The sequence below is a fragment of the Actinomadura chibensis NBRC 106107 genome (genome assembly GCF_001552135.1).
In the GTDB taxonomy this organism is placed as follows: domain Bacteria; phylum Actinomycetota; class Actinomycetes; order Streptosporangiales; family Streptosporangiaceae; genus Spirillospora; species Spirillospora chibensis.
This window is the reverse complement of record NZ_BCQP01000097.1, coordinates 1-20570: the sequence shown is the minus strand read 5'-3', so window position 1 is coordinate 20570 and position 20570 is coordinate 1. Positions and strand designations below refer to the sequence as shown.

At 71.9% G+C, this 20570-nt stretch carries 20 protein-coding genes and 1 tRNA gene; 17 read left to right on the top strand and 4 right to left on the bottom strand.

Annotated features, from left to right (window positions below):
- The 4 genes from ACH01S_RS44785 to ACH01S_RS44215 all read left to right on the top strand — a co-directional run.
- Positions 1-549: hypothetical protein (locus ACH01S_RS44785; RefSeq protein WP_218010572.1), on the top strand; the 549-nt coding region annotated here is incomplete at its 5' end.
- A gap of 276 nt (positions 550-825) precedes the next feature.
- Positions 826-1152, top strand: a complete 327-nt coding sequence (locus ACH01S_RS40790; RefSeq protein WP_067905535.1) for a hypothetical protein — start codon at positions 826-828, stop codon at positions 1150-1152.
- Positions 1146-2000 carry a pentapeptide repeat-containing protein gene (locus ACH01S_RS40785; RefSeq protein ID WP_083981714.1) on the top strand — a complete coding sequence of 285 codons (855 nt, stop codon included), beginning with the start codon at positions 1146-1148 and terminating at the stop codon, positions 1998-2000. The genes ACH01S_RS40790 and ACH01S_RS40785 overlap by 7 nt, the downstream gene beginning before the upstream one ends.
- A gap of 514 nt (positions 2001-2514) precedes the next feature.
- On the top strand, positions 2515-3297 hold the full coding sequence (locus tag ACH01S_RS44215; RefSeq protein ID WP_148344004.1) for a hypothetical protein: 783 nt from the start codon (positions 2515-2517) through the stop codon (positions 3295-3297).
- 464 nt (positions 3298-3761) lie between these two features.
- Here ACH01S_RS44215 and ACH01S_RS40780 read toward each other — a convergent pair whose 3' ends face one another.
- Positions 3762-4157, bottom strand: coding sequence for a hypothetical protein (locus ACH01S_RS40780; protein WP_148344003.1), 396 nt, complete (start codon positions 4155-4157; stop codon positions 3762-3764).
- A gap of 1028 nt (positions 4158-5185) precedes the next feature.
- Positions 5186-5257 (bottom strand) — tRNA-Arg (locus ACH01S_RS40775).
- Between the two features lie 99 nt (positions 5258-5356).
- Between ACH01S_RS40775 and ACH01S_RS40770 the strand changes: the two genes are divergently transcribed.
- The 13 genes from ACH01S_RS40770 to ACH01S_RS40710 all read left to right on the top strand — a co-directional run bounded on the left by ACH01S_RS40770 (position 5357) and on the right by ACH01S_RS40710 (position 19530).
- Entirely contained in the window at positions 5357-5740 is a 384-nt protein-coding gene (locus ACH01S_RS40770; protein ID WP_246236388.1) for a response regulator transcription factor, read from the top strand.
- 36 nt (positions 5741-5776) lie between these two features.
- Positions 5777-6442, top strand: a complete 666-nt coding sequence (locus tag ACH01S_RS40765) for a DALR anticodon-binding domain-containing protein (protein ID WP_067905531.1) — start codon at positions 5777-5779, stop codon at positions 6440-6442.
- Complete coding sequence (lysA, locus tag ACH01S_RS40760) at positions 6439-7854, top strand: diaminopimelate decarboxylase (protein WP_067905529.1); 1416 nt, start codon at positions 6439-6441, stop codon at positions 7852-7854. Before ACH01S_RS40765 ends, lysA begins: the two co-directional genes overlap by 4 nt.
- Positions 7851-9155 carry a homoserine dehydrogenase gene (locus ACH01S_RS40755; RefSeq protein WP_067905527.1) on the top strand — a complete coding sequence of 435 codons (1305 nt, stop codon included), beginning with the start codon at positions 7851-7853 and terminating at the stop codon, positions 9153-9155. Before lysA ends, ACH01S_RS40755 begins: the two co-directional genes overlap by 4 nt.
- Positions 9156-9209: 54 nt before the next feature.
- Positions 9210-10277 (top strand): threonine synthase, encoded by a 1068-nt coding sequence (thrC, locus tag ACH01S_RS40750; RefSeq protein ID WP_067905525.1) that lies wholly within the window; start codon positions 9210-9212, stop codon positions 10275-10277.
- A 1-nt stretch (position 10278) separates the two neighbouring features.
- The gene (gene thrB / locus ACH01S_RS40745; protein ID WP_083981713.1) at positions 10279-11274 is read left to right on the top strand and encodes a homoserine kinase; all 996 of its coding nucleotides are present in this window, start codon (positions 10279-10281) and stop codon (positions 11272-11274) included.
- Positions 11275-11691: 417 nt separating this feature from the next.
- Positions 11692-13740, top strand: coding sequence for a transcription termination factor Rho (rho, locus tag ACH01S_RS40740; RefSeq protein WP_067905521.1), 2049 nt, complete (start codon positions 11692-11694; stop codon positions 13738-13740).
- Positions 13741-13944: 204 nt separating this feature from the next.
- Positions 13945-15333, top strand: a complete 1389-nt coding sequence (locus ACH01S_RS40735; RefSeq protein WP_246236387.1) for a sensor histidine kinase — start codon at positions 13945-13947, stop codon at positions 15331-15333.
- A 127-nt stretch (positions 15334-15460) separates the two neighbouring features.
- On the top strand, positions 15461-16114 hold the full coding sequence (locus ACH01S_RS40730; protein ID WP_067905516.1) for a response regulator transcription factor: 654 nt from the start codon (positions 15461-15463) through the stop codon (positions 16112-16114).
- Between the two features lie 173 nt (positions 16115-16287).
- Positions 16288-16506, top strand: coding sequence for a 50S ribosomal protein L31 (gene rpmE, locus ACH01S_RS40725; protein WP_067905514.1), 219 nt, complete (start codon positions 16288-16290; stop codon positions 16504-16506).
- Positions 16507-16623: 117 nt separating this feature from the next.
- Positions 16624-17688 (top strand): peptide chain release factor 1, encoded by a 1065-nt coding sequence (gene prfA / locus ACH01S_RS40720; protein WP_067905512.1) that lies wholly within the window; start codon positions 16624-16626, stop codon positions 17686-17688.
- Positions 17685-18545, top strand: a complete 861-nt coding sequence (gene prmC, locus ACH01S_RS40715; protein WP_067905510.1) for a peptide chain release factor N(5)-glutamine methyltransferase — start codon at positions 17685-17687, stop codon at positions 18543-18545. The genes prfA and prmC overlap by 4 nt, the downstream gene beginning before the upstream one ends.
- Positions 18546-18696: 151 nt before the next feature.
- Entirely contained in the window at positions 18697-19530 is an 834-nt protein-coding gene (locus ACH01S_RS40710; protein ID WP_083981716.1) for an L-threonylcarbamoyladenylate synthase, read from the top strand.
- A 42-nt stretch (positions 19531-19572) separates the two neighbouring features.
- Here ACH01S_RS40710 and ACH01S_RS40705 read toward each other — a convergent pair whose 3' ends face one another.
- Both ACH01S_RS40705 and ACH01S_RS44780 read right to left on the bottom strand, forming a co-directional pair.
- Positions 19573-20319, bottom strand: a complete 747-nt coding sequence (locus tag ACH01S_RS40705; protein WP_067905508.1) for an ABC transporter permease — start codon at positions 20317-20319, stop codon at positions 19573-19575.
- Positions 20316-20570 (bottom strand): DUF8746 domain-containing protein (locus ACH01S_RS44780; protein WP_502687069.1); only part of this gene is annotated, 255 nt, incomplete at its 5' end. The genes ACH01S_RS40705 and ACH01S_RS44780, both read right to left, overlap by 4 nt.

The window sequence follows — 20570 nt, the reverse complement described above, 5'->3', positions numbered from 1 at the left end:
GCCCAGGTCGCTCTCGACAACCCGTACGGCGTCGCCTTGCTGCTCGGCGGATTGCGGGAGGCGGGGGCCGGTGATCGGGTGACCGCACTGGCTGACCGGGCCGCTGCCCAGGTCGCTCTCGACAACCCGGGCGGCGTCGCCTTCCTGCTGGGCGGGTTGCGGGAGGTCGGGTCCGATAAGCAGGCGACCGCATTGCTGGCACGCAATCCCGCTGCCCAGGTCGCCCTCAACGCCCCGTATGCCATCGCTGTCCTGCTGGGTCGGTTGCGGGAGGTCGGGGCCGGTACTCAGGTGACCGCACTGGCCGACCGGGCCGTCGCCCAGGTCGCCCTTGGCAACCTGGGCGGCCTCGCCTTGCTGCTGGGCCGGTTGCGGCAGGCTGGGGCCGGCGACCAGGTGACCGCACTGGCCGACCGGTTGCTGGCTGTCGGCATGTTGGAGCAGTTTCTGCAAATTGGTGATCACAGGGAGCGGTACCGGTTCGGACGGGAACCGAAGGGACATCCCACCGACCGGTGGGGGTGGGAGGACCTGCTGGACCCGAAGTGACCAACCGGTACAGACATTCCCCGTTCGCAGGGCCACGAGGGCGGTGCGCAGCGGGGGCGCCGCGGGACCGATCGCGGCGTATCCCGGAATCGCCTGATTGTGGGACGGTGGCTGGTCAGTGTGTGCGGCGGGGTGGGGCGAGGCCGCGGTGAGGGCGGCGCGGTCGCGGACGGCGCGCGGGCCCTGCGGAGGCGAGGGGACCGTGCCTGTTGAGCGTGGCCGCTGACCGGCGCGGCGGCAAACCTGATCCGCGGCTTCCCGCTACCGTGGGCGCCGATGCCGCGAATCGACCTCAGCAGCTTCGGTCTTGAGCCGGGCCAGGATGAGCCCGGCCTGCGCCTTCCCGGCCATGTCGTCGCCGAACTGGAGCGGCTGGCCCGGACCGCCGAGGAGGTCGCAGACCAGTCCGGCCGGGACGCCGCCGCCGGGCTGCAGCCGGTGATGGTGTTCTGCGGCGCCACCGAAGCCGAGGCGCTGATGGGCGCGGCTTCCTGGTGCCGCGACCACGCCGGTTCTTCCAGCGCGGTCATCGCGTCGTGGTTCCGGTTCGTCGCCGACGACGTCGAGCCCTACTACGAGGCCGGGCTCGTCCTGGAATGCTGACCCCGACACCGGTCGCCCCGCGCCCGCAGATGGCCAGGCAGACGGGCGATGCGGACCAAGCCGTGAGCAGCGGCGGTGCTCATCAGGTGATCGAGTTCGCCAACCCGTTCCTGGTCTGCGGGCAAGCGCCGGGCGTGGGTGCGGGCCTGGCACGAACACGGCCGCTAGCGAACCTGACCGACGCGGGCCTGACCGACGCGAACCTGACCGACGCGGACCTGAACGGCGCGAACCTGACCGATGCGAAACTGACCCGCGCGGACCTAACCCGCGCGAACCTGAAGAGGACGAACCTGACCCGCGCGAAACTGTTCGGCACGGACCTGACCGACGCGAACCTGACCCTCGCGGACCTGACCGGCGCAAACCTGACCTACGTGGACCTGACCGGCGCGAACCTGGCCCACGTGGACCTGTCCGTCGCGAACCTGGCCCACATGAAACTGACCCGCGCGGACCTAACCCTCGCGAAACTGATCGGCGCGAACCTGGAGGACGCGAACCTGACCCGCGCGGACCTGACCGACGCGGACCTGACCCGCGCGGACCTGAACGGCGCGTACCTGACCCACGCGGACCTGAACGGCGCGAACCTGACCGACGCGAAACTGACCCGCGCGGACCTAACCCGCGCGAACCTGACCGGCGCGGACCTGGAGGGCGCGGACCTCCACAACGCGAACCTTCTCGCAGCGGACCTGCTCGGAGTGCGGTGGTCAAGTCGAACGTTGTGGCCGACCACGGTGGCCGAACTGATGCGGGCCCGATCGGATGAGGTGGAGCCGGGGGTATGGGTGGTAGCCGGGAGCGGCGGCGCCCCTGACCGTTCACCCATCTCCGTGGGCTGACGCCCGGCACCAAGCTGGAAGCCCCTCACGAGAGGAGCCACGCACACCAGGCAAAGACATCCGCCGGACTTGCGGCGGATAGCACGGTCGTTAACGACACCCTGACCAGGACGCCGTGCATGCACGCCTGGCCGCTCTATCCGCCGACGACCGTCCCGTGCCCTCGGCCGCCGCCTAGGACGATCTGCTGCAGCGCAGGACCCGGGCCCGGTAGGCCGCGCCCGCTTCCCGGGCCTGCCATACCCCGGCGCCGGGGCCGGAGCGAAGCCATGGGCCGACGTCACACGGCAATGGGCCACCCACCGCAGCCCCGCGCGCCGCCTGAGCTGGGACCGGTATCCGCAGCCTCACCCACGTGAACTACACGGTGGCCAGCGCCCCGAGCCATTGACCTGTAGTTTCGCTCAACTACCCCGGATAAAAGCCGCCTCGGCGAGGCACATCAGCGTTTTGCTGCGATCACGTGGCAGCCATAGTCCCGTCAGACACCCCAGGACCACCGACGTTGCGCCAGGTGAGTGGACAGATCATCGAACCGGTCCGCGAACCTGAAACCACTCTCACAAGCCAGGGGTCTGGCAACCAGCGCCTATCCGCAAACATCCTTGATCTAACGGACCGCGCTTTTCGACTCAATGGTCGGTTCTTGTGCACGCCGGTGCGGATAGCCTCTGCTGGTGTGGAACGTATCGGCCCTATCCCTGGTCGTACCGAGGCGCTGATGTGGGCGGGCATAGCGGGAGTCGGTCTCGGCGGGACGCTTTTCGCCTGGCTCATTGTTCCAGACGCCACCGAAAAGCAGCTCTTCGGGCGGAGCGGCTCGATCGCCGTCCTGATCATGGCACTGGTGACGTTATCAGCCGGGTTTGTCGCCGTTGTGATCGCCCGCCGGACGTCGCCGACCGTCCGCTGGGGTGTGGCACTGCCGTGCGGTGCGGTGGGCGGGGTCGTGGCGGTCGTCGCACTCGGCGACCTGACAAGCGGAATGTTCTCCTGGATCACGCTTGCGCTGGCAGTGATCGGTATGGGTGGGTCGCCCGGTATCTCACCATGGTCGGCCGCTCGAAGAAACGCTAATGGTCAAGACCTGGTGGCCGCGAGTGTTTTCTGGAGCGAGTTGAGCGAAAACTGCAGGTCGCCGATTCGGGGTACTGGCCGCCGTGTAGTTCACGTGGGTGAGGCTGCGAATACCGGTCCCAGCTCATGCAGCGCGCGCGGGGCTGCGGTGGGTAGCCTGTTGCCGTGTGCCGTCGGCCCATGCCTTCGCTCCGGCCTCAAGTGCCTGCGCAAACGGTGATCACCGGCGGGTAGGCATGCATAACACACGTCGGTGAGGGCGGCCGCCGTCCCCTCGACCGGGATCGCCGAAGCCCCGCCCGCCGTGGTGTACGCACTACCCGCCTGCGAGAAGCGACCACACTTCCACGTGATCATCCAGAGCATCCCCGGGCGTGCTCAACTCGGATCAAGACGAGTCTCGGCGGGCCTCCAGTAGCGGAACGTGCAGGAAGGGAACCTAGTCACAGCCAAGAGCGTCCGATCGGGTTAGAAAGCCCGTCCGCTGAAGAGGTCGGCGTGTCCTCTAGGGATCGAAGAGGCCGAGTCGCGGCCTCGCTGCTCGCGGTGTGGATAGCGGTGCTGTCTACGCTGGCTGGCTACGCCGAAACCACAGATCAGCGCGCCGCCGCTCTGTCCCTTGCCACCGTCACTGCCGCCGTCCCGGCCTTGATCCGTTCAAAAAAACAACGCTGCAGAGAGGACTCATACCACCAGGTATCGAGGTTGCTCCAAGTCCGATAGCGGCTCGGCCAGGGTGACCCGGAGAACATCGCCGCTGGCGTAGAGGTGGTCAAGGACGGCCCCCAGAGCGGGGGAGTCGGGCGGCAGGAGACGGGCGGCGCGGCGGTGTTCGGGCGCTTGATCGATCATGCTGTAGGTGCCCACGGCGGCAAGTGAGGGCTCGACCTGGACTTGGCCGGTGACGGCGGGGCCGCGGCTTGCACCGGCGATCTTATGGGTGACCGCGGCGGCGCTCCCGGCCAGGGCCAGCGCGATGAGCAGCCACCACCACGCCCATCGGCCCTCGTTGAGAACCTGGTTGATCGCCACGCCGCCCGCCGCCCCCAGCGCTGCCGAGGCAGCATCCAGCAACCACACCCAACGCACCAGGCCCCGCAAACCAGCGACCCGGTCCCCGGGACCGGGCGGACCCGGCGGTCCCCGGCCCATCAGGCTCGCCGGGCGGCACGGCGGGGGCAGGGAGGTCCATACCGCGACCTTACGGACAGCGATCTGACCGCCACCGCCAACCGCGCCGAAGACCGATCCCGCGGCCGCCATCGGTCACCGCTGCATCGACCCAGATCAATCGACTTCAGAGCGCCTCCGATGCCCGGCGTGGCAGGGCGAGGAAGAACAGCGCCGTCGAAGGGCGATGGCGGGTTCGGGGTGCCCGGCGAGGCCCTGGCCCGCCGGTCATGCCGCACGACGCGTATTCGAACGCGGAGTCACACCGCGGGTACCGTCAGCCACCCGTGGCCTTCGTTCTCATGTTGGTCATGCCCCGACACCGCCGCGCCGCGGGCGGGTCCCAGCGCAGGCGCGGAGAGTATCCCCAGGCCCAGACTGCCAGGCGTCCGGGGGCGGGTCCAGTTCGGCGGTCGGCGCGCGCATCTCGATGGCCACCCGCCCCACCTCGCCCGGTCATGGCCGACATCATCGACACCTGCGCCACCACCCCGCCACCGAATGCCACCAACCGGTCACCCACCCCAGAGCGCCGCGTGCGTGAAGGGGGCCCCGGACATCCGCGCAGGCGACTGGTGAGCGGTTGAGATCAACGCCACATCGGCACAACCGTCTCTCGGCCCGCCCCGCGGCCGTTCTCCACCCGTGCGGCATTCAATCCGTCCACTCCCACCACGCGCACGCGGGGTCGGACGGCTCGACGTCCGCCGCAGGGGCCGCCGCTTCGGCGGCTGCGTCCTCACCGGAGGTCGGTTCGGGAGGGCGCGCCGGGGCGGGGGAGGGTTCGGTGCCGGGTTTGGGTGGATTTTCTGGTACCCGCTGGGTACCCAGATGGTCGCCATCGGCCGCATCCGGTGGCACTTGGTCACCTACACCGTCCGGAAGGGCCGGGCCTTCCCCGGGCAGGTCAGCGGGTGTTTCCGCTGGTGATGGTGGTGCGCCCCCTGCAGGATTCGAACCTGCGCGCACGGCTCCGGAGGCCGTTGCTCTATCCCCTGAGCTAAGGGGGCCCTTGCGAGCGCTGTTGAAGGTTACCAGGGTTGGCGGGGTGGCGGGTACGTGGGCGTTCGTCGTGCGTCCCGGGGGCGGATTGGGCTAACTTCGAGGCCGTGACCGAGCCACTGGGACGCGTTCTGGTCGTCGATGACGACGAGGTGATCCGCCAGCTCATCGCCGTGAACCTGCAGCTTGAGGGGTTCGAGGTGGTGACCGCGGTGGACGGTCAGGACTGCCTGGACAAGGTGGCCGAGGTCGGGCCGGACGTGATCACGCTGGACGTGATGATGCCGCGGCTCGACGGGTGGGTGACGGCCGTCCGGCTGCGGGAGGATCCGGGGACGGCGCACATCAGGGTCGTGATGATCACAGCCCGGGCGCAGGAGCACGATGTGCGCAGGGGGCACGAGATCGGTGTGGACGCGTACGTGACCAAGCCGTTCGACCCGAACCACTTGATCCAGACGGTGCGGAAGCTCGCCGCGGTGTCCGGATAGTGGTCGGATAGTCTCGCCAGGGTGACTCCAGCCGACGTGAGCGATGCCCTGGTGCGCGCGGTGCGGGACGCCGTGGCGCAGGGGGAGCTCGACGTCGTCGTGCCTGATGAGGCCCTTGTGTTCAGCCGGGGGGACGGGGTCTTCGAGAGTCCGGTGGCGCTGCGGCTGGGAATCGAGCCGCGGGTGGTCGCCGAGCGGGTCGGGGGGACGGTCACCGGGGCCGGGTTCGTCCGGGTCGCCGTCTCGGCGCGGGATGTGGTGGACGCCATTCTCGGCGACCCGGAGTACGGCGTCGCCAAGGTGCCGGAACGGCAATGGGACGAATGGCCGCGGACGTTCGAGAACCCCGGATTCTCGGTGCGGTACGCCTATGCGCGGGCCTGCTGGGTGGGCCGCTGGGCCGAGGATCTCCGGCTCCAACGCGGCCCCCTGGACGACGCGCGGCCGGAGGAGCTTCGGCTCGTGGGGGTGCTCGGGGACGTCCCGGGAAGGGCCAGGCAGGCGGAGCGGGAACGGGACGCCCGGCCGCTGATGTTCTGTCTGGAGAGAGTCGCCGGGGCGTACCACGACGTGCATGAACGATGTCCGGCCATAGGACCGGGGACGGCGCGCGCGGGGCGGGTCGGCCTCGCGGAGGCCGTCCGGGTCGTCCTCGGCAACGGGCTGAACATGATCGGTGAGACCCCTAGAGAGCGGATATGAGTCGAGTACACCCTGCCGGGCCCCGGCACGCCGACGTCCTGCCTGAGGACCACCCGGCGGGTCCGGCGGACGATCTGAACGCGCTGGACCCGGCGATCTGGCCGCGCAGCGCCAAGCGGGAGGGCGGCGTCCTGACCGTGGGCGGCGTCGACGTCCGGGACCTCGCGAAGCGGTACGGGACGCCCCTGTACGTCTACGACGAGGAAGACGTGCGCAGCAGGGCGAGGGAGTACGCGGCGGCGTTCCATGACGGCGACGTCCACTACGCGGGCAAGGCGTTCCTCTGTACGACGGTCGCGCGCTGGCTGGACGAGGAGGGCCTCGGCCTGGACGTGTGCAGCGGCGGCGAGCTGGCCATCGCGCTGGCGGCGGGCTTCCCGGCCGAGCGCGTGACGCTGCACGGGAGCAACAAGGCGTCCTGGGAGATCGAGAAGGCCCTGGACGTCGGGGTCGGACGGATCGTGCTCGACTCCTTCGAGGAGATCGCCCGAGTGGGCTATCTCGCCAAGGAGAAGGGGGTCCGCCCCAAGGTGATGGTGCGCGTCACCACGGGAGTGGAGGCGCACACCCATGAGTTCATCGCGACCGCTCACGACGACCAGAAGTTCGGGTTCTCGCGCAGTTCCGGGGCGGCGCTGGAGGCGGTCAGGCGCGTCCTGGAGCTGAAGCAGCTCGAACTGGTGGGCCTGCACAGCCACATCGGGTCGCAGATCTTCGACGTGGACGGGTTCGAGGTCGCCGCGCACCGGCTGGCCGAGCTGCTGGTCGCCATCCGCGACGAGCACGGCGTCGAGCTTCCCGAGCTGGACCTCGGCGGCGGCTACGGCATCGCGTACGTGCCGGGGGAGGAGCCGCACGACCCGAAGTCGATCGCGGACGGCCTGCGCGACATCGTGGCCCGCGAGTGCCGGGCCTACGAGCTCGCCATGCCGCGGCTGACCGTCGAGCCGGGCCGGGCGATCATCGGTCCGGGCGGCGTCACGATCTACGAGGTCGGGACGGTGAAGGACGTCGAGGGCCTGCGCACCTACGTCTCGGTGGACGGCGGCATGAGCGACAACCTGCGCACCGCCCTCTACGGCGCCGAGTACACCGGCGCGCTGGCGAGCCGGTCGTCGGACGCATCGCCCATGCTCAGTAGGCTTGTCGGGAAGCACTGCGAAAGCGGCGACATCGTCGTGCGAGACCTGTGGTTCCCCGAAGATCTTGCGGCGGGGGACCTGGTGGCGGTCGCGGCGACCGGTGCGTACTGTCGGTCGATGGCGAGCAACTACAACCATGTCCCGAAGCCCGCCGTGGTGGCGGTGCGGGACGGCGGGTCGCGCGTGATCGTCCGCCGGGAGAGCGCGGCCGACCTGCTGCGCCTCGACGCGGGGGTAGAGCCGAGCCTGGATGCGGAGGTCGAAGCGTGAAACCCGGACTGCGCGTGGCGCTGCTCGGATGCGGCGTGGTCGGCACGGAGGTCGTCCGGCTGCTGAACGAGCAGGCCGAGGACCTCGCCGCGCGCGTCGGGACGCCGCTCGAACTCGCGGGCATCGCCGTGCGGCGGCCGGAGCGGGTCCGCGAGGGCGTCGACCGGGCGCTGCTGACGACGGACGCGCAGGCCCTGGTGACCAGGGACGACGTCGACATCGTCATCGAGGTGATCGGCGGCATCGAGCCCGCGCGGACGCTGATGCTGGAGGCGATGAAGTCCGGCAAGTCGGTCGTCACCGCGAACAAGGCCCTGCTCGCCGAGGACGGCGCGACGCTGTTCGCCGCCGCCCGCGAGTACGGCGCCGACCTGTACTACGAGGCGTCGGTGGCGGGCGCGATCCCGCTGCTGCGCCCGTTGCGCGAGTCCCTCGTGGGCGACCACGTGCACCGGGTGCTCGGCATTGTGAACGGCACCACCAACTACATCCTCGACCAGATGGACACCAACGGCGCCGGCTTCAACGAGGCGCTGGAGGAGGCGCAGGCGCTCGGCTACGCCGAGGCCGACCCGACGGCCGACGTGGAGGGCTTCGACGCCGCGGCCAAGGCGGCGATCCTGGCGCAGCTCGCCTTCCATACTCCGGTCACGGCGGCGGACGTCCACCGCGAGGGCATCACCGAAGTGAGCGCCGCCGATGTGGCCGGGGCCCAGGGAATGGACTGCGTCGTCAAACTCCTCGCCATTTGCGAACGCATCCCCTCGGCGGACGGGCGCAATGGACGCGGCGTCTCCGTTCGCGTGTATCCCGCGATGATTCCTCGGTCGCACCCATTGGCGAGTGTCCGCGAGGCTTACAACGCGGTATTCGTCGAAGCGGAGTCGGCTGGCTCGCTGATGTTCTACGGCGCGGGCGCGGGCGGCGCCCCCACCGCGTCGGCCGTCCTCGGCGACCTCGTCGCGGTGGCGCGGAACGTCGCGGGCGGTACGCCCGGCCCGGTCGAAGTGACGTACGCGAAGCTCCCCGTCCTGCCGATGGGCGAGACGGTCACGCGCTACTACATCCAGCTCGACGTGGCCGACGAGGCCGGTGTCCTCGCCACGGTCGCCGAGGAGTTCGCCAGGCACGACGTGTCGATCCAGGCCGTCCGGCAGGTCGGGATGGGCGAGGAGGCCCAGCTCGTCGTCGTGACGCACCGCGCGCCCGACGCCGCCCTGTCCGCGACGGTCGAGGGGCTGCGCGGGCTGGAGATCGTCCGCGAGGTGGCGAGCGTCATGCGGGTCGAGGGCGATGTATGAGCGGCCGCAGTCGATAGACTTCGGGGCAACATCGCAGGTCATAGGGAGACCGACGTGAACGCGAACGTCCGCGCGTGGCGGGGCCTTATCGAGGAGTACCGCGACCGGCTGCCGGTGACGGGCGCGACGCCCGTCGTCACGCTGCTGGAGGGCGGCACGCCGCTGGTGCCCGCCGGGCGGCTGTCCCAGTTGACCGGCTGCGAGGTGTTCCTCAAGGTCGAGGGCGCCAACCCGACCGGGTCGTTCAAGGACCGCGGCATGACGGTCGCGATCAGCAAGGCCGCCGAGGACGGCGCGAAGGCCGTCATCTGCGCGTCCACCGGCAACACCTCGGCGTCCGCCGCCGCGTACGCGGTGCGGGCCGGGATGACCTGCGCGGTCCTCGTCCCGAACGGCAAGATCGCGATGGGCAAGCTGGCGCAGGCGCTCGTGCACGGCGCGCGGCTGCTCCAGGTGGACGGCAACTTCGACGACTGCCTCGAACTGGCCCGCAAGCTGTCGGTCGACTACCCGGTGGCGCTCGTCAACTCGGTCAACAAGTACCGGCTGCAGGGCCAGAAGACGGCCGCGTTCGAGATCGTCGACGCGCTCGGCGACGCCCCCGACGTCCACTGCCTGCCCGTCGGGAACGCCGGGAACATCTCCGCGTACTGGATGGGCTACAAGGAGTACGCCGCCGACGGGACCTCGACGAAGGCCCCGCGCATGCTGGGCTTCCAGGCGAGCGGCGCGGCGCCGTTCGTGAAGGGCGAGCCCGTCCTGAACCCGCAGACGATCGCCACCGCGATCAGGATCGGCAACCCGGCGTCCTGGGACCTCGCCGTCGCCGCCCGGGACGAGTCCGGCGGCGCGATCGACTCGGTCACCGACCGGCAGATCCTCGCCGCGTACCGGCTGCTCGCGCGGGAGGAGGGCGTGTTCGTCGAGCCCGCGTCCGCGGCGAGCGTCGCGGGGCTGCTGCAGGCGAGCGAGCGGGGCGTCGTCGCGCCCGGCGCGCGGGTCGTCTGCACGGTGACGGGCAACGGCCTCAAGGACCCCGACTGGGCGATCTCCGGCGCGCCCGCGCCGACCGTGATCAAGGTGGACGCGCACTCCGCCGCGTCCGAGCTCGGCCTCACCTGAGGTGGGCGCGGCGAGAACCGGCTGGGCGGACGGGCCGGTGCTGGTCCGGACGCCCGCGACCAGCGCCAACCTCGGCCCCGGCTTCGACTCGCTCGGCCTCGCGCTGGCCCTGTACGACGAGGTCGAGGTCGAGCTGACCGGCGACGGCGAGCTGTCCATCGAGGTGGACGGCGAGGGCGCCGAGGTCGCCGGACGGGGCGACCGGCACCTGATCGTCCGGGTGCTGCGGGACACCTTCGACATGCTGGACGACCTGGCCGGATCCGGTCCGCCCCGGCCGTCCGGGCTGCGGCTGCGGTGCCGGAACCGGATCCCGCACAGCCGCGGCCTCGGGTCGTCGTCGGCCGCGATCGTCGCCGGGATCACCGCCGCCCGCGCGCTGCACCCGGCGGGCGGACGGCTCGACGACGACACCGCGCTGCGCCTCGCGACCGAGATCGAGGGGCACCCCGACAACGTCGCGCCGTGCCTCGCGGGCGGCCTCACCGTCGCCTGGACGACCCCGGACGGGCCCCGGCTCGTCCGGCTGGAATCGCAGGTCAAGCAGGTCGTGGCGTACGTCCCCGAGCACCGGCTGGCGACCGAGCGGGCGCGCGGGCTGCTGCCGGAGACCGTCCCGCACGGGGACGCGGCGGCCAACGCGGGCCGCGCCGCGCTGCTCGTCGCAGCGCTCACCGGCGGCCTCGGCGCGGACGTCCTGCTCGACGCGACCGAGGACCGGCTGCACCAGGACTACCGCGCGCCCGCGATGCCGGAGTCCGCCGCGCTCGTCGGGCGGCTGCGCGCGGCGGGCGTACCGGCGGTGATCTCCGGGGCAGGTCCTACTGTCCTGGCCTTCACAAGCGCGGGACAACTTGATTCGATGGTCGGCGAAGTGGGTAATGGGTGGCACGAACACCCGTTGGACGTCGCGACCCGCGGCGCTCACGTCATGGCCGGAGAATCGGAGCCGCGACCGTGCCGGAGCGTCTCGGGCCGGGGGGCGGCGTCGCCGTGACCGGTGCGCGTTCCCGGCACGTTCCCGCTAAGTAAAATGCGAAGACATCGACCTCTGGGGAATAGCAGTGCGCCCTGGTGATGTTAGGCTTAATGCCGCACCAGATGCCCCGTTCGGGGCAGCGTGCTCGTCAGCCGCGCGTCGCCTGTTCGGCCCTCCGGCCGTCTCGGTCCCGCGTACTTGGCTTCCCGACACCGTGACATCCCGTTGTCCGGCATCCCAGCGAAACTTCGGACGTGGCGGTACCGGGAACACGCACGAGCGAACCGTCCCGTCCACCATCTGGCTGTGCCCAGAAATCGCAGATCCCGGCCCCACCGTGATCAGCGGAGCCCGTCCCGGCGCCCCCGCCGGGCCGCACTACCGGGTCGGCTGGCCGAACACCGGCCAACGCCCGCTCCCTGGGAAGGACCCTTAGTGAGCGAATCCAGCGAACTCCTTACGGACGCATCGAGCACGGGAGCCGTCGACGCCGTTCCGGCCGCCGACGCCGAGCCCGCCACCCCCCGGCGCCGCCGGTCCGGCACCGGCCTGTCGGCCATGGTGCTGCCCGAGCTCAAGGCGCTCGCGTCCAGCCTCGGCATCACCGGCGTGACCGGGATGCGCAAGAGCCAGCTCATCGCCGCCATCCAGGAGAAGCAGGGCGGCCAGGGGCAGGGCTCGGCGGGGGGCGAGCAGGGAGACGCTGCCGCGGCGAAGACCGAGCGCCCCCGGCGCGCCCGCGCGGCCGCCGCCAAGCGCGAGGTGTCCGACGACCAGGCGACCCTCACCGAGGTCGCGCCGCCCGCCGACGAGGCGCCCGCGGCCGCGCAGACCGCCGCGCAGCCCGCGGTGGAGCAGACGGGCCAGCCGGAGACCGAGCGGGCCGACAAGGGCGAGCGGGCCGAGCGGGGCGAGCGCCAGGGCGGCGGACGGCAGCGGGGCGACCGCCAGAACCGCGACCAGAACCGCGACCGGGACCAGGGCCGGGAGCAGAACGCCGAGGACGGCGAGTCCCAGGGCGGGCGTGACGGGCGTGAGGGCCGCGACGGCGGCCGCGAGGGACGCGACGGCGGCGGGCGCCAGCGCCAGCGCGGCGGCCGGGAGCGCGGCGAGGGCCGCGACCGGGGCGAGCGCGGCGACCGGGGAGAGCGGGGCGACCGCGGCGACCGGAGCGACCGCGGCGACCGGGGCGAGCAGGGCGGCGGACGGCAGCGCGGCCAGAGCCAGGGCGGCGGCGGCCAGCACGACGACGACGACGGCGGCGGCCGGGGCCGGCGCGGGCGCCGGTTCCGCGAGCGCAACCGCGGCCGCGGCCGCGAGCGCTACGAGGAGCCGGTGCTCACCGAGGACGACGTCCTCATCCCCGTCGCGGGCATCCTCGACATCCTCGACAACTACGCGTTCGTCCGGACGACCGGCTACCTCGCGGGCGCCAACGACGTGTACGTGTCGCTGGCCCAGGTCCGCAAGAACGGCCTGCGCAAGGGCGACGTCATCACCGGCGCGGTGCGCCAGCCGCGCGAGGGCGAGCGGCGCGAGAAGTTCAACGCGCTCGTCCGGCTCGACACCGTCAACGGGATGGAGCCCGACCAGGCCAAGGGCCGCGTCGACTTCTCCAAGCTGACCCCGCTGTACCCGCAGGAGCGGCTGCGGCTGGAGACCGACCCCGGCATCCTCACCACGCGGATCATCGACCTCGTGTCGCCGATCGGCAAGGGGCAGCGCGGCCTGATCGTGTCGCCGCCGAAGGCCGGCAAGACGATGGTGCTCCAGGCGATCGCCAACGCGATCACCAAGAACAACCCGGAGTGCCACCTGATGGTCGTCCTCGTGGACGAGCGTCCCGAAGAGGTCACCGACATGCAGCGGACGGTGAAGGGCGAGGTCATCCACTCGACCTTCGACCGTCCCGCCGAGGACCACACCACCGTCGCGGAACTGGCCATCGAACGTGCCAAGCGGCTGGTGGAGCTCGGCCACGACGTCGTCGTGCTGCTCGACTCGATCACCCGGCTCGGCCGCGCCTACAACCTGGCGGCGCCGGCGTCCGGGCGCATCCTGTCCGGCGGTGTCGACTCGACCGCGCTGTACCCGCCGAAGCGGTTCTTCGGCGCGGCGCGCAACATCGAGAACGGCGGCTCGCTGACGATCCTCGCGACCGCGCTGGTCGAGACCGGGTCCCGGATGGACGAGGTCATCTTCGAGGAGTTCAAGGGCACCGGCAACATGGAGCTGAAGCTCAACCGGGGCCTCGCCGACAAGCGGATCTTCCCGGCGGTGGACGTCGACGCGTCCAGCACCCGCAAGGAGGAGATCCTCATGGCGCCGGAGGAGCTGCGCATCGTCTGGCAGCTCCGCCGCGTCCTGCACGCGCTGGACATGCAGCAGGCGCTTGAGCTCCTCATCGAGAAGATGAAGGAGACCAAGTCGAACGCCGAGTTCCTGCTCCAAGTGCAGAAGACGACGGTGTCCGACGACCGCTGAGCGACGCGCGCAGGCGCCCCCGTCCGGACGGCTCCGGGCGGGGGCGTTCCGCGTCTCCGGGACGGTCCGCGTTTCCGCTCGTCCGGCGCATGGTGGGGTTAGCCCCACCCCCGAATGGGCGGCGGACATCATGGTCGCCCCACGTCCGTCCGGGCACGCTTGGACCGTAGGTTGGAACGGGCATGGAGGGACGACGTGGGCGACGTGAGCAGAGACCCGGGCGGGGCCGCGTCCGGCGGCGCGGCCGCGCGGTGGGCGGCGGCCCGGTGGGCCACCGTGATGCGGGCCGGGGGTGACGTGGCCGCGAACGTCGCGGACCTGCCCTGGACGCCGCTCGCCATGGCGCGGTCGTCGGTGACCTGGCGGTCGGCGATCTACCTGGCCGTCAGCATGGCGTTCGGGCTCGGCTGGTTCATCGCGCTGGTCGTCGGGCTGACGCTGTCGGTCAGCCTGCTGATCATCTGGGTGGGGCTGCCGATGCTCGCGCTGATGATGATCGCGTGGCGGTTCGGCGCGATGCTGGAGCGGCGGCTCGTCCGGCTGGCGTTCGGCGTCCGGATCGACGACCCGTACCGGCCGCTGCCGCCGGGACGCAACCCGCTGGCGAAGCTGAAGGGCATGGCGGGCGACCCCGCCACCTGGAAGGACCTCGCCTACCTCGCCGTGCTGTTCCCGATCACGCTGGTCGAGTTCGTGATCTCCGCCGTGGTGTGGGCCGGGACGTTCATGCTGCTGTTCCTGCCGGTGATCGTGGCGGCCGACGGCGGCGCCGAGGTCAGCGTCGGCCCCGTCTCGTACTGGGCGGGCAACCCGCTGGCGGCGCTCCCGGTGTCGCTGATCGGACTCGTCTTCCTGGTCTTCGCGATGTACACGACGCGGGTCATGGCGGTCACGCACTCGGCGTTCGCGCGGCTCATGCTCGGGCAGAGCCCGTCCCAGCAGGAGAACCTCGAGCTGCGCAAGCGCACCGAGCACCTGCGGGCCAGCCGCGCCCGCGGGGTGGACGCGGCCGAGTTCGAGCGCCGCCGCATCGAGCGCGACCTGCACGACGGCGCGCAGCAGCGGCTGCTGGCCGTCGCGATGGACATCGGCCGCGCCCGCGCCAAGCTGGAGGACGACCCCGAGGGCGCCCGCGCGCTGATCGAGCAGGCCCACCTCGGCACCAAGGAGGCGATCACCGAGCTGCGCGACCTGGCCCGCGGGATCTACCCGGCGATCCTCACCGACCGGGGGCTCGACCCGGCGCTGTCCGGCCTCGCGGGCCGCGCGCCCGTCCCCGTGGAGGTGGACGTCGACCTGCCGGAGCGTCCCCCGGCGGCGGTCGAGAGCATCGCCTACTTCATCGTCGCGGAGTCGCTGGCGAACATCGCGAAGTACGCCCGGGCGACGCGCGCGACCGTCCGGGTGGCCCGCGAGGACCGGTGGGTGGTCGTCGAGGTGATCGACAACGGGGTCGGCGGGGCGTCCGCGCGGCCGGGCGGCGGGCTCGCCGGGCTCGCCGACCGGGCCGCCACGATCGACGGGATGCTGATCGTGGACAGCCCGCCCGGCGGCCCGACGATCATCCGCGCCGACCTGCCCTGCACCTGGTAGCCGCCGCCCGCCCGACCGGCGCCCCCGAGCTCTCCGGCCGGGGGCGCCTTCGCGCGCGGGCCCGCGTCCGGGCCCGCGCGCGGGCGAACGGCGGCGGGCGGACCGTGCCAGCCCCGATAATGGGCGGATGCGCGTTGTGATCGCCGAGGATTCGGTGCTGCTCCGGGAAGGGCTCGTCAGGCTGCTCGGCGACGCCGGGATCGAGACGGTCGCGACGGTCGGGGACGGTCCGGGGCTGCTCGGCATCGTGGAGGAGCACAAGCCCGACCTCGCGATCGTGGACGTCCGGATGCCGCCGTCGTTCACCGACGAGGGGCTGCGCGCGGCGCTGAACGTGCGGGAGCGGCGGCCGGGGACGCCGATCCTCGTCCTGTCCCAGTACGTGGAGGAGCGGTACGCGACGGACCTGATCGGCGGCGGCGCGGAGGGCGTCGGCTACCTGCTGAAGGAGCGGGTGTCGGACGTCGCCGAGTTCATCGACGCGGTCCGCCGGATCGCCGCCGGCGGGACGGTCATCGACCCCGAGGTGATCGGCCAGCTGCTCGGCCGCCGCCGCACCGGCGACCCGCTGGACGCCCTGACCCCGCGCGAGCGGGAGGTGCTCGCGCTGATGGCGCAGGGCCGCTCGAACGGCGCGATCGCCGCGGACCTCGTCGTCACCGAGGGCGCGGTGGAGAAGCACATCTCCAACATCTTCATGAAACTGGACCTGCAGCCCGCGCAGGGCGGGCACCGGCGGGTGATGGCCGTCCTCGCCTACCTGGGGCGCGCGGGCGCCTGACCACGGCTCCCGGCCGGCGTCCATGATCGGGAATGCCCCGTGACGTCGGCACGTTCACGTATCTGGCACACTTGGACTGCAACCGCTGCGGTACCGGTTCGCGCTTCCCATCCTCACCATGGCTCCGCCATGCGGGCGGGGGCGTCCGGCGACCGCCAGAAGCGAGGAGAACCATGAAGCCCGACATCCACCCGAACTACGTCGTCACGACCGTGACGTGTACGTGCGGCAACACCTTCGAGACCCGCAGCACCGCCGAGAACGGCGTCATCCACGCCGACGTGTGCTCGAACTGCCACCCGTTCTACACGGGCAAGCAGAAGATCCTCGACACCGGCGGCCGGGTCGCGCGCTTCGAGCAGCGCTTCGGCAAGAAGGGCGCGAAGAAGTAGGGCGGCAGCCGCATTCATAGCGACCAGTGACGGCCCGGGGACGATGCGGCTCCCCGGGCCGCGCGAAGTCGGCGTCCGGAGGCCGCGCCCCCGGGCCGGAACGGGCCAGGACACATCGTGAATCTCGACGAACTGATCAGTGAGTACGCGGGCATCGAGGAACGGCTCGCCGATCCGTCCGTCCATGCCGACCAGAACCTCGCGCGCAGGCTCGGCAAGCGCTACGCGGAGCTGCGCCCGATCGTCGAGACGCACCGGGAGCTGGCCGCCACCGCGGACGACCTCGCCGCCGCCCGCGAGCTCGCCGCCGAGGACGAGGCGTTCGCCGCCGAGGCGACCGACCTCGAACGGCAGAAGGGCGACCTGGAGGAGCGGCTGCGCCGCCTGCTCGTCCCGCGCGACCCGAACGACGCCAAGGACGTCATCCTTGAGGTGAAGGCGGGCGAGGGCGGCGAGGAGTCCGCGCTGTTCGCGGGCGACCTCCTGCGCATGTACCTGCGGTACGCCGAGCGCGTCGGCTGGAAGACGGAGGTCCTCGACTCGCACCCGTCCGACCTCGGCGGCTACAAGGACGTCACCGTCGCCGTGAAGGCGAAGGGCTCGCAGGAGGAGGGCGTCTGGACGCGGCTCAAGTTCGAGGGCGGCGTGCACCGGGTGCAGCGCGTCCCGGCGACCGAGTCGCAGGGGCGCATCCACACGAGCGCGGTCGGCGTCCTCGTGACGCCCGAGGCCGAGGACGTGGACGTCCAGATCGACCCGAACGACCTGCGCATCGACGTGTACCGGTCGTCGGGTCCCGGCGGGCAGAGCGTCAACACCACCGACTCGGCGGTGCGCATCACGCACCTGCCGACCGGGGTCGTCGTGTCCTGCCAGAACGAGAAGAGCCAGCTCCAGAACAAGGACCAGGCGCTGCGCATCCTGCGGTCCCGGCTGCTGGCGATGGCGCAGGAGGAGGCCGACGCGGCCGCGGCGGCCGAGCGCAAGAGCCAGGTCCGGACGGTGGACCGCTCCGAGCGGGTGCGCACCTACAACTATCCGGAGAACCGGATCTCCGACCACCGGGTCGGCTACAAGGCGTACAACCTCGACCAGGTGCTGGACGGCGACCTCCACAACGTCACGCAGGCGCTCGTCGACGCCGAGATGGAACGCCGCTTGGCCGAAGCACAAAAATCATGAGACTTCTGCTCGACGAGATCGCCAGGGCCACCGCGCGGCTCGCGGACGCGGGGGCCGCCTCGCCCCGCGCCGACGCCGAGGAGCTGGCGGCGGCCGTGCACGGGGTGAAGCGCTCGGAGCTGCACTGCGTCCCGGACGGCGCGTTCGACGCCCGGTTCTGGGAGTTCGTGGCGCGGCGCGAGGCGGGGGAGCCGCTGCAGCACATCACCGGCCGCGCGTTCTTCCGCTACCTGGAGCTGAAGGTCGGGCCGGGGGTGTTCGTGCCGCGCCCGGAGACCGAGGTGATGGTCGGCTGGGCGCTGGAGACGCTGCGGGACATGGACGTCCGCGACCCCCTCGTCGTCGATCTCGGCACCGGGTCGGCGGCCATCGCGCTGTCGATCGCGCTGGAGGCTCCGCGCGCGCGCGTCCACGCGGTGGAGAAGGACCCGACGGCGTTCGTCCACGCGACGCGCAACGTCGAGGAGCTGGACGAGCGGGGCCGCGTCCGGCTGCACCTGGACGACTTCGCCACCGCCCTCCCCGAGCTGGACGGCACCGTCGACCTGGTCGTCTCCAACCCCCCGTACATCCCGATGAGCGAATGGGAGTACGTGCCGCGCGACGTCCGCGACCACGACCCGGCGGACGCGCTGTGGGGCGGCGGCGACGACGGCCTGGACGCGATCCGCGTCGTCGAGCGGACCGCGCGGCGGCTGCTGCGTCCGGGCGGGCACGTGGCGGTCGAGCACAGCGACCTCCAGGGCAACGCGGTCTACTGGGTGTTCGCGGAGGAGCGCGGCTGGCGGGACGTCCGCAACCGGCGCGACCTCACCAACCGTGACCGGTTCGTCACCGCCCGGACCGTCGCCGACTAGCGCCCGGTTTACCTGGCGGCGGGTGATCCTCGCTTCGCCGCGGTCGCCCGACCCGTCCGGACCTGCGCGATGGAGCCGGTCCGCCGGAGCGGGGCTATCCTGGGCGGTGCCAGAAACGGACGAGCGCCGCGAGATGGGAAGACGGGCGACCGTGAGCCGACGTTATGACTGCTCCGATCCGATGGAGCGCACCCGCGGGATCGCCGAGGCATTCTCCGCCGTCCGGCGCGGTGAGCTGATCGTCCTGCCGACCGACACCGTGTACGGCGTCGGGGTGGACGCGTTCGTCGCGCCCGCGGTGGAGAAGCTGCTGGAGGCGAAGGGACGCGGGCGCGAGATGCCCCCGCCGGTCCTGGTCGGCTCGGTGCGCGCCGCGACCGCCCTCGTGGAGGATCTCGGCACCTACGGGCAGGACCTCATCGACGAGTTCTGGCCGGGCGCGCTGACGCTCGTGTGCCGCTCCAACCCGAACCTCGTGTGGGACCTCGGCGACACCAAGGGCACCGTCGCGCTGCGCATGCCGATGCACGAGCTCGCGGTCGAGCTGCTCAAGGAGACCGGGCCGCTCGCGGTCAGCAGCGCGAACCTGAGCGGGCGCCCGGCGGCCCGCGACGCCGCCGAGGCCGAGAAGATGCTCGGCGACGCGGTGTCGGTCTACCTGGACGGCGGCGTGTCCGGGAACACCGAGCCGTCGACGATCGTCGACCTGACCGGCTCGGTGCCGCGGCTGCTGCGCGCGGGCGCCGTCCCGGTCGACAAGATCCGCTCCGTGGTCGGCGTCCTGCTGACCGACGAGGACGACGACCACGACGAGGACGGCGGAAACGACGGAGACGGCGAGGCCCCGGACGCCTCTGCGGGGCCCGCAGACGCCTCGTCCGGAGCCGCGGCGGCGAAGCCCTCCCTCACCAAGGCCGAGCCCGCCAAAGCCGCCGACGGCCCCGCTGAGCCTCCCTCCGGATCACCGCGGAACGCGGATTCCTGACCGGACGGGGCACGTCGCGGGGCGCCGCGGAGATCGGGCCGCTCAGAGGTCCTGGCGCCGGGTCACGAGCATGGCGAGGGACAGCAGGCCGAGCCCGACGACGATCGCGTAGCCGGTCCCTCCGACGGCGCCCAGCGGGACCCGCGAGTCCGTCTCCGGGTCGACGATTCCGCCGACGGCCGTGAACGGCATCCACCCGGCCACGGCGCCGCCGACCCGGGGCAGCACCCCGACCGCGCTCTCGACCAGCAGCGACCAGAGGAGCACGACGCTGACGGCCGCCGCCCCGTTGCGGACGACGCCGCCGACCGCGACTCCGGCGACCGCCGCGAACGCCCAGACGATCCCCATCCCGAGGATCTGCCGCCATTCCGCGGCCGTGTCGGGGGCCAGCGAGTGCCGCGACCCGCTGACCGCGAGCGCGGCCACCCCGAGGCTCGCGAGCGCCAGGCAGATCGCGATCGCCGCGCCGATCACCGCCATCAGCAGGGCCTTCGCCGCGATCACGATCCTGCGCTCGGGGACGGCGAGGAAGGCGACGCGGATCGTTCCGTGCCGGTACTCGCCGGTGACCGACAGGGCGGCGAGCACGATGAGGATCATCTCGCCGAAGGTCAGGCCCGCGACGGCGTCCAGGACGGTGACGGGCCGCCCCTCCTCGGGCACGCGGGCCGCGAGGACGGCCGAGCCGAGCGCCAGCGCCGTCGCCGTGCCGAGGCACCACCAGGTCGACAGGCTCCGGACGAGCCGGACCGACTCCGCGGCGAGCGCGCCGCGCAGGGCCGTCATCGCCCGGGTCCCAACGGCTCGGCGGGCTGCTCGGTCAGTTGCCCGCCGGACGGGGGCGCCGCCCGGTACTCGGTCGCCTTGCGGGTCATCTCCATGAACGCGTCCTCCAGGGAGCCGTGGTCGGTCCGGAGCTCGTGCAGCTCCACGTCGTGCTGGGCGGCGAGCGCGCCCACCCGCGCCGTGTTCGCGCCGGTGACCGCGAGCGTTCCGGGCGGCTCCTCGCGGACGTCGAACCCGGCCCCGGTGAGCAG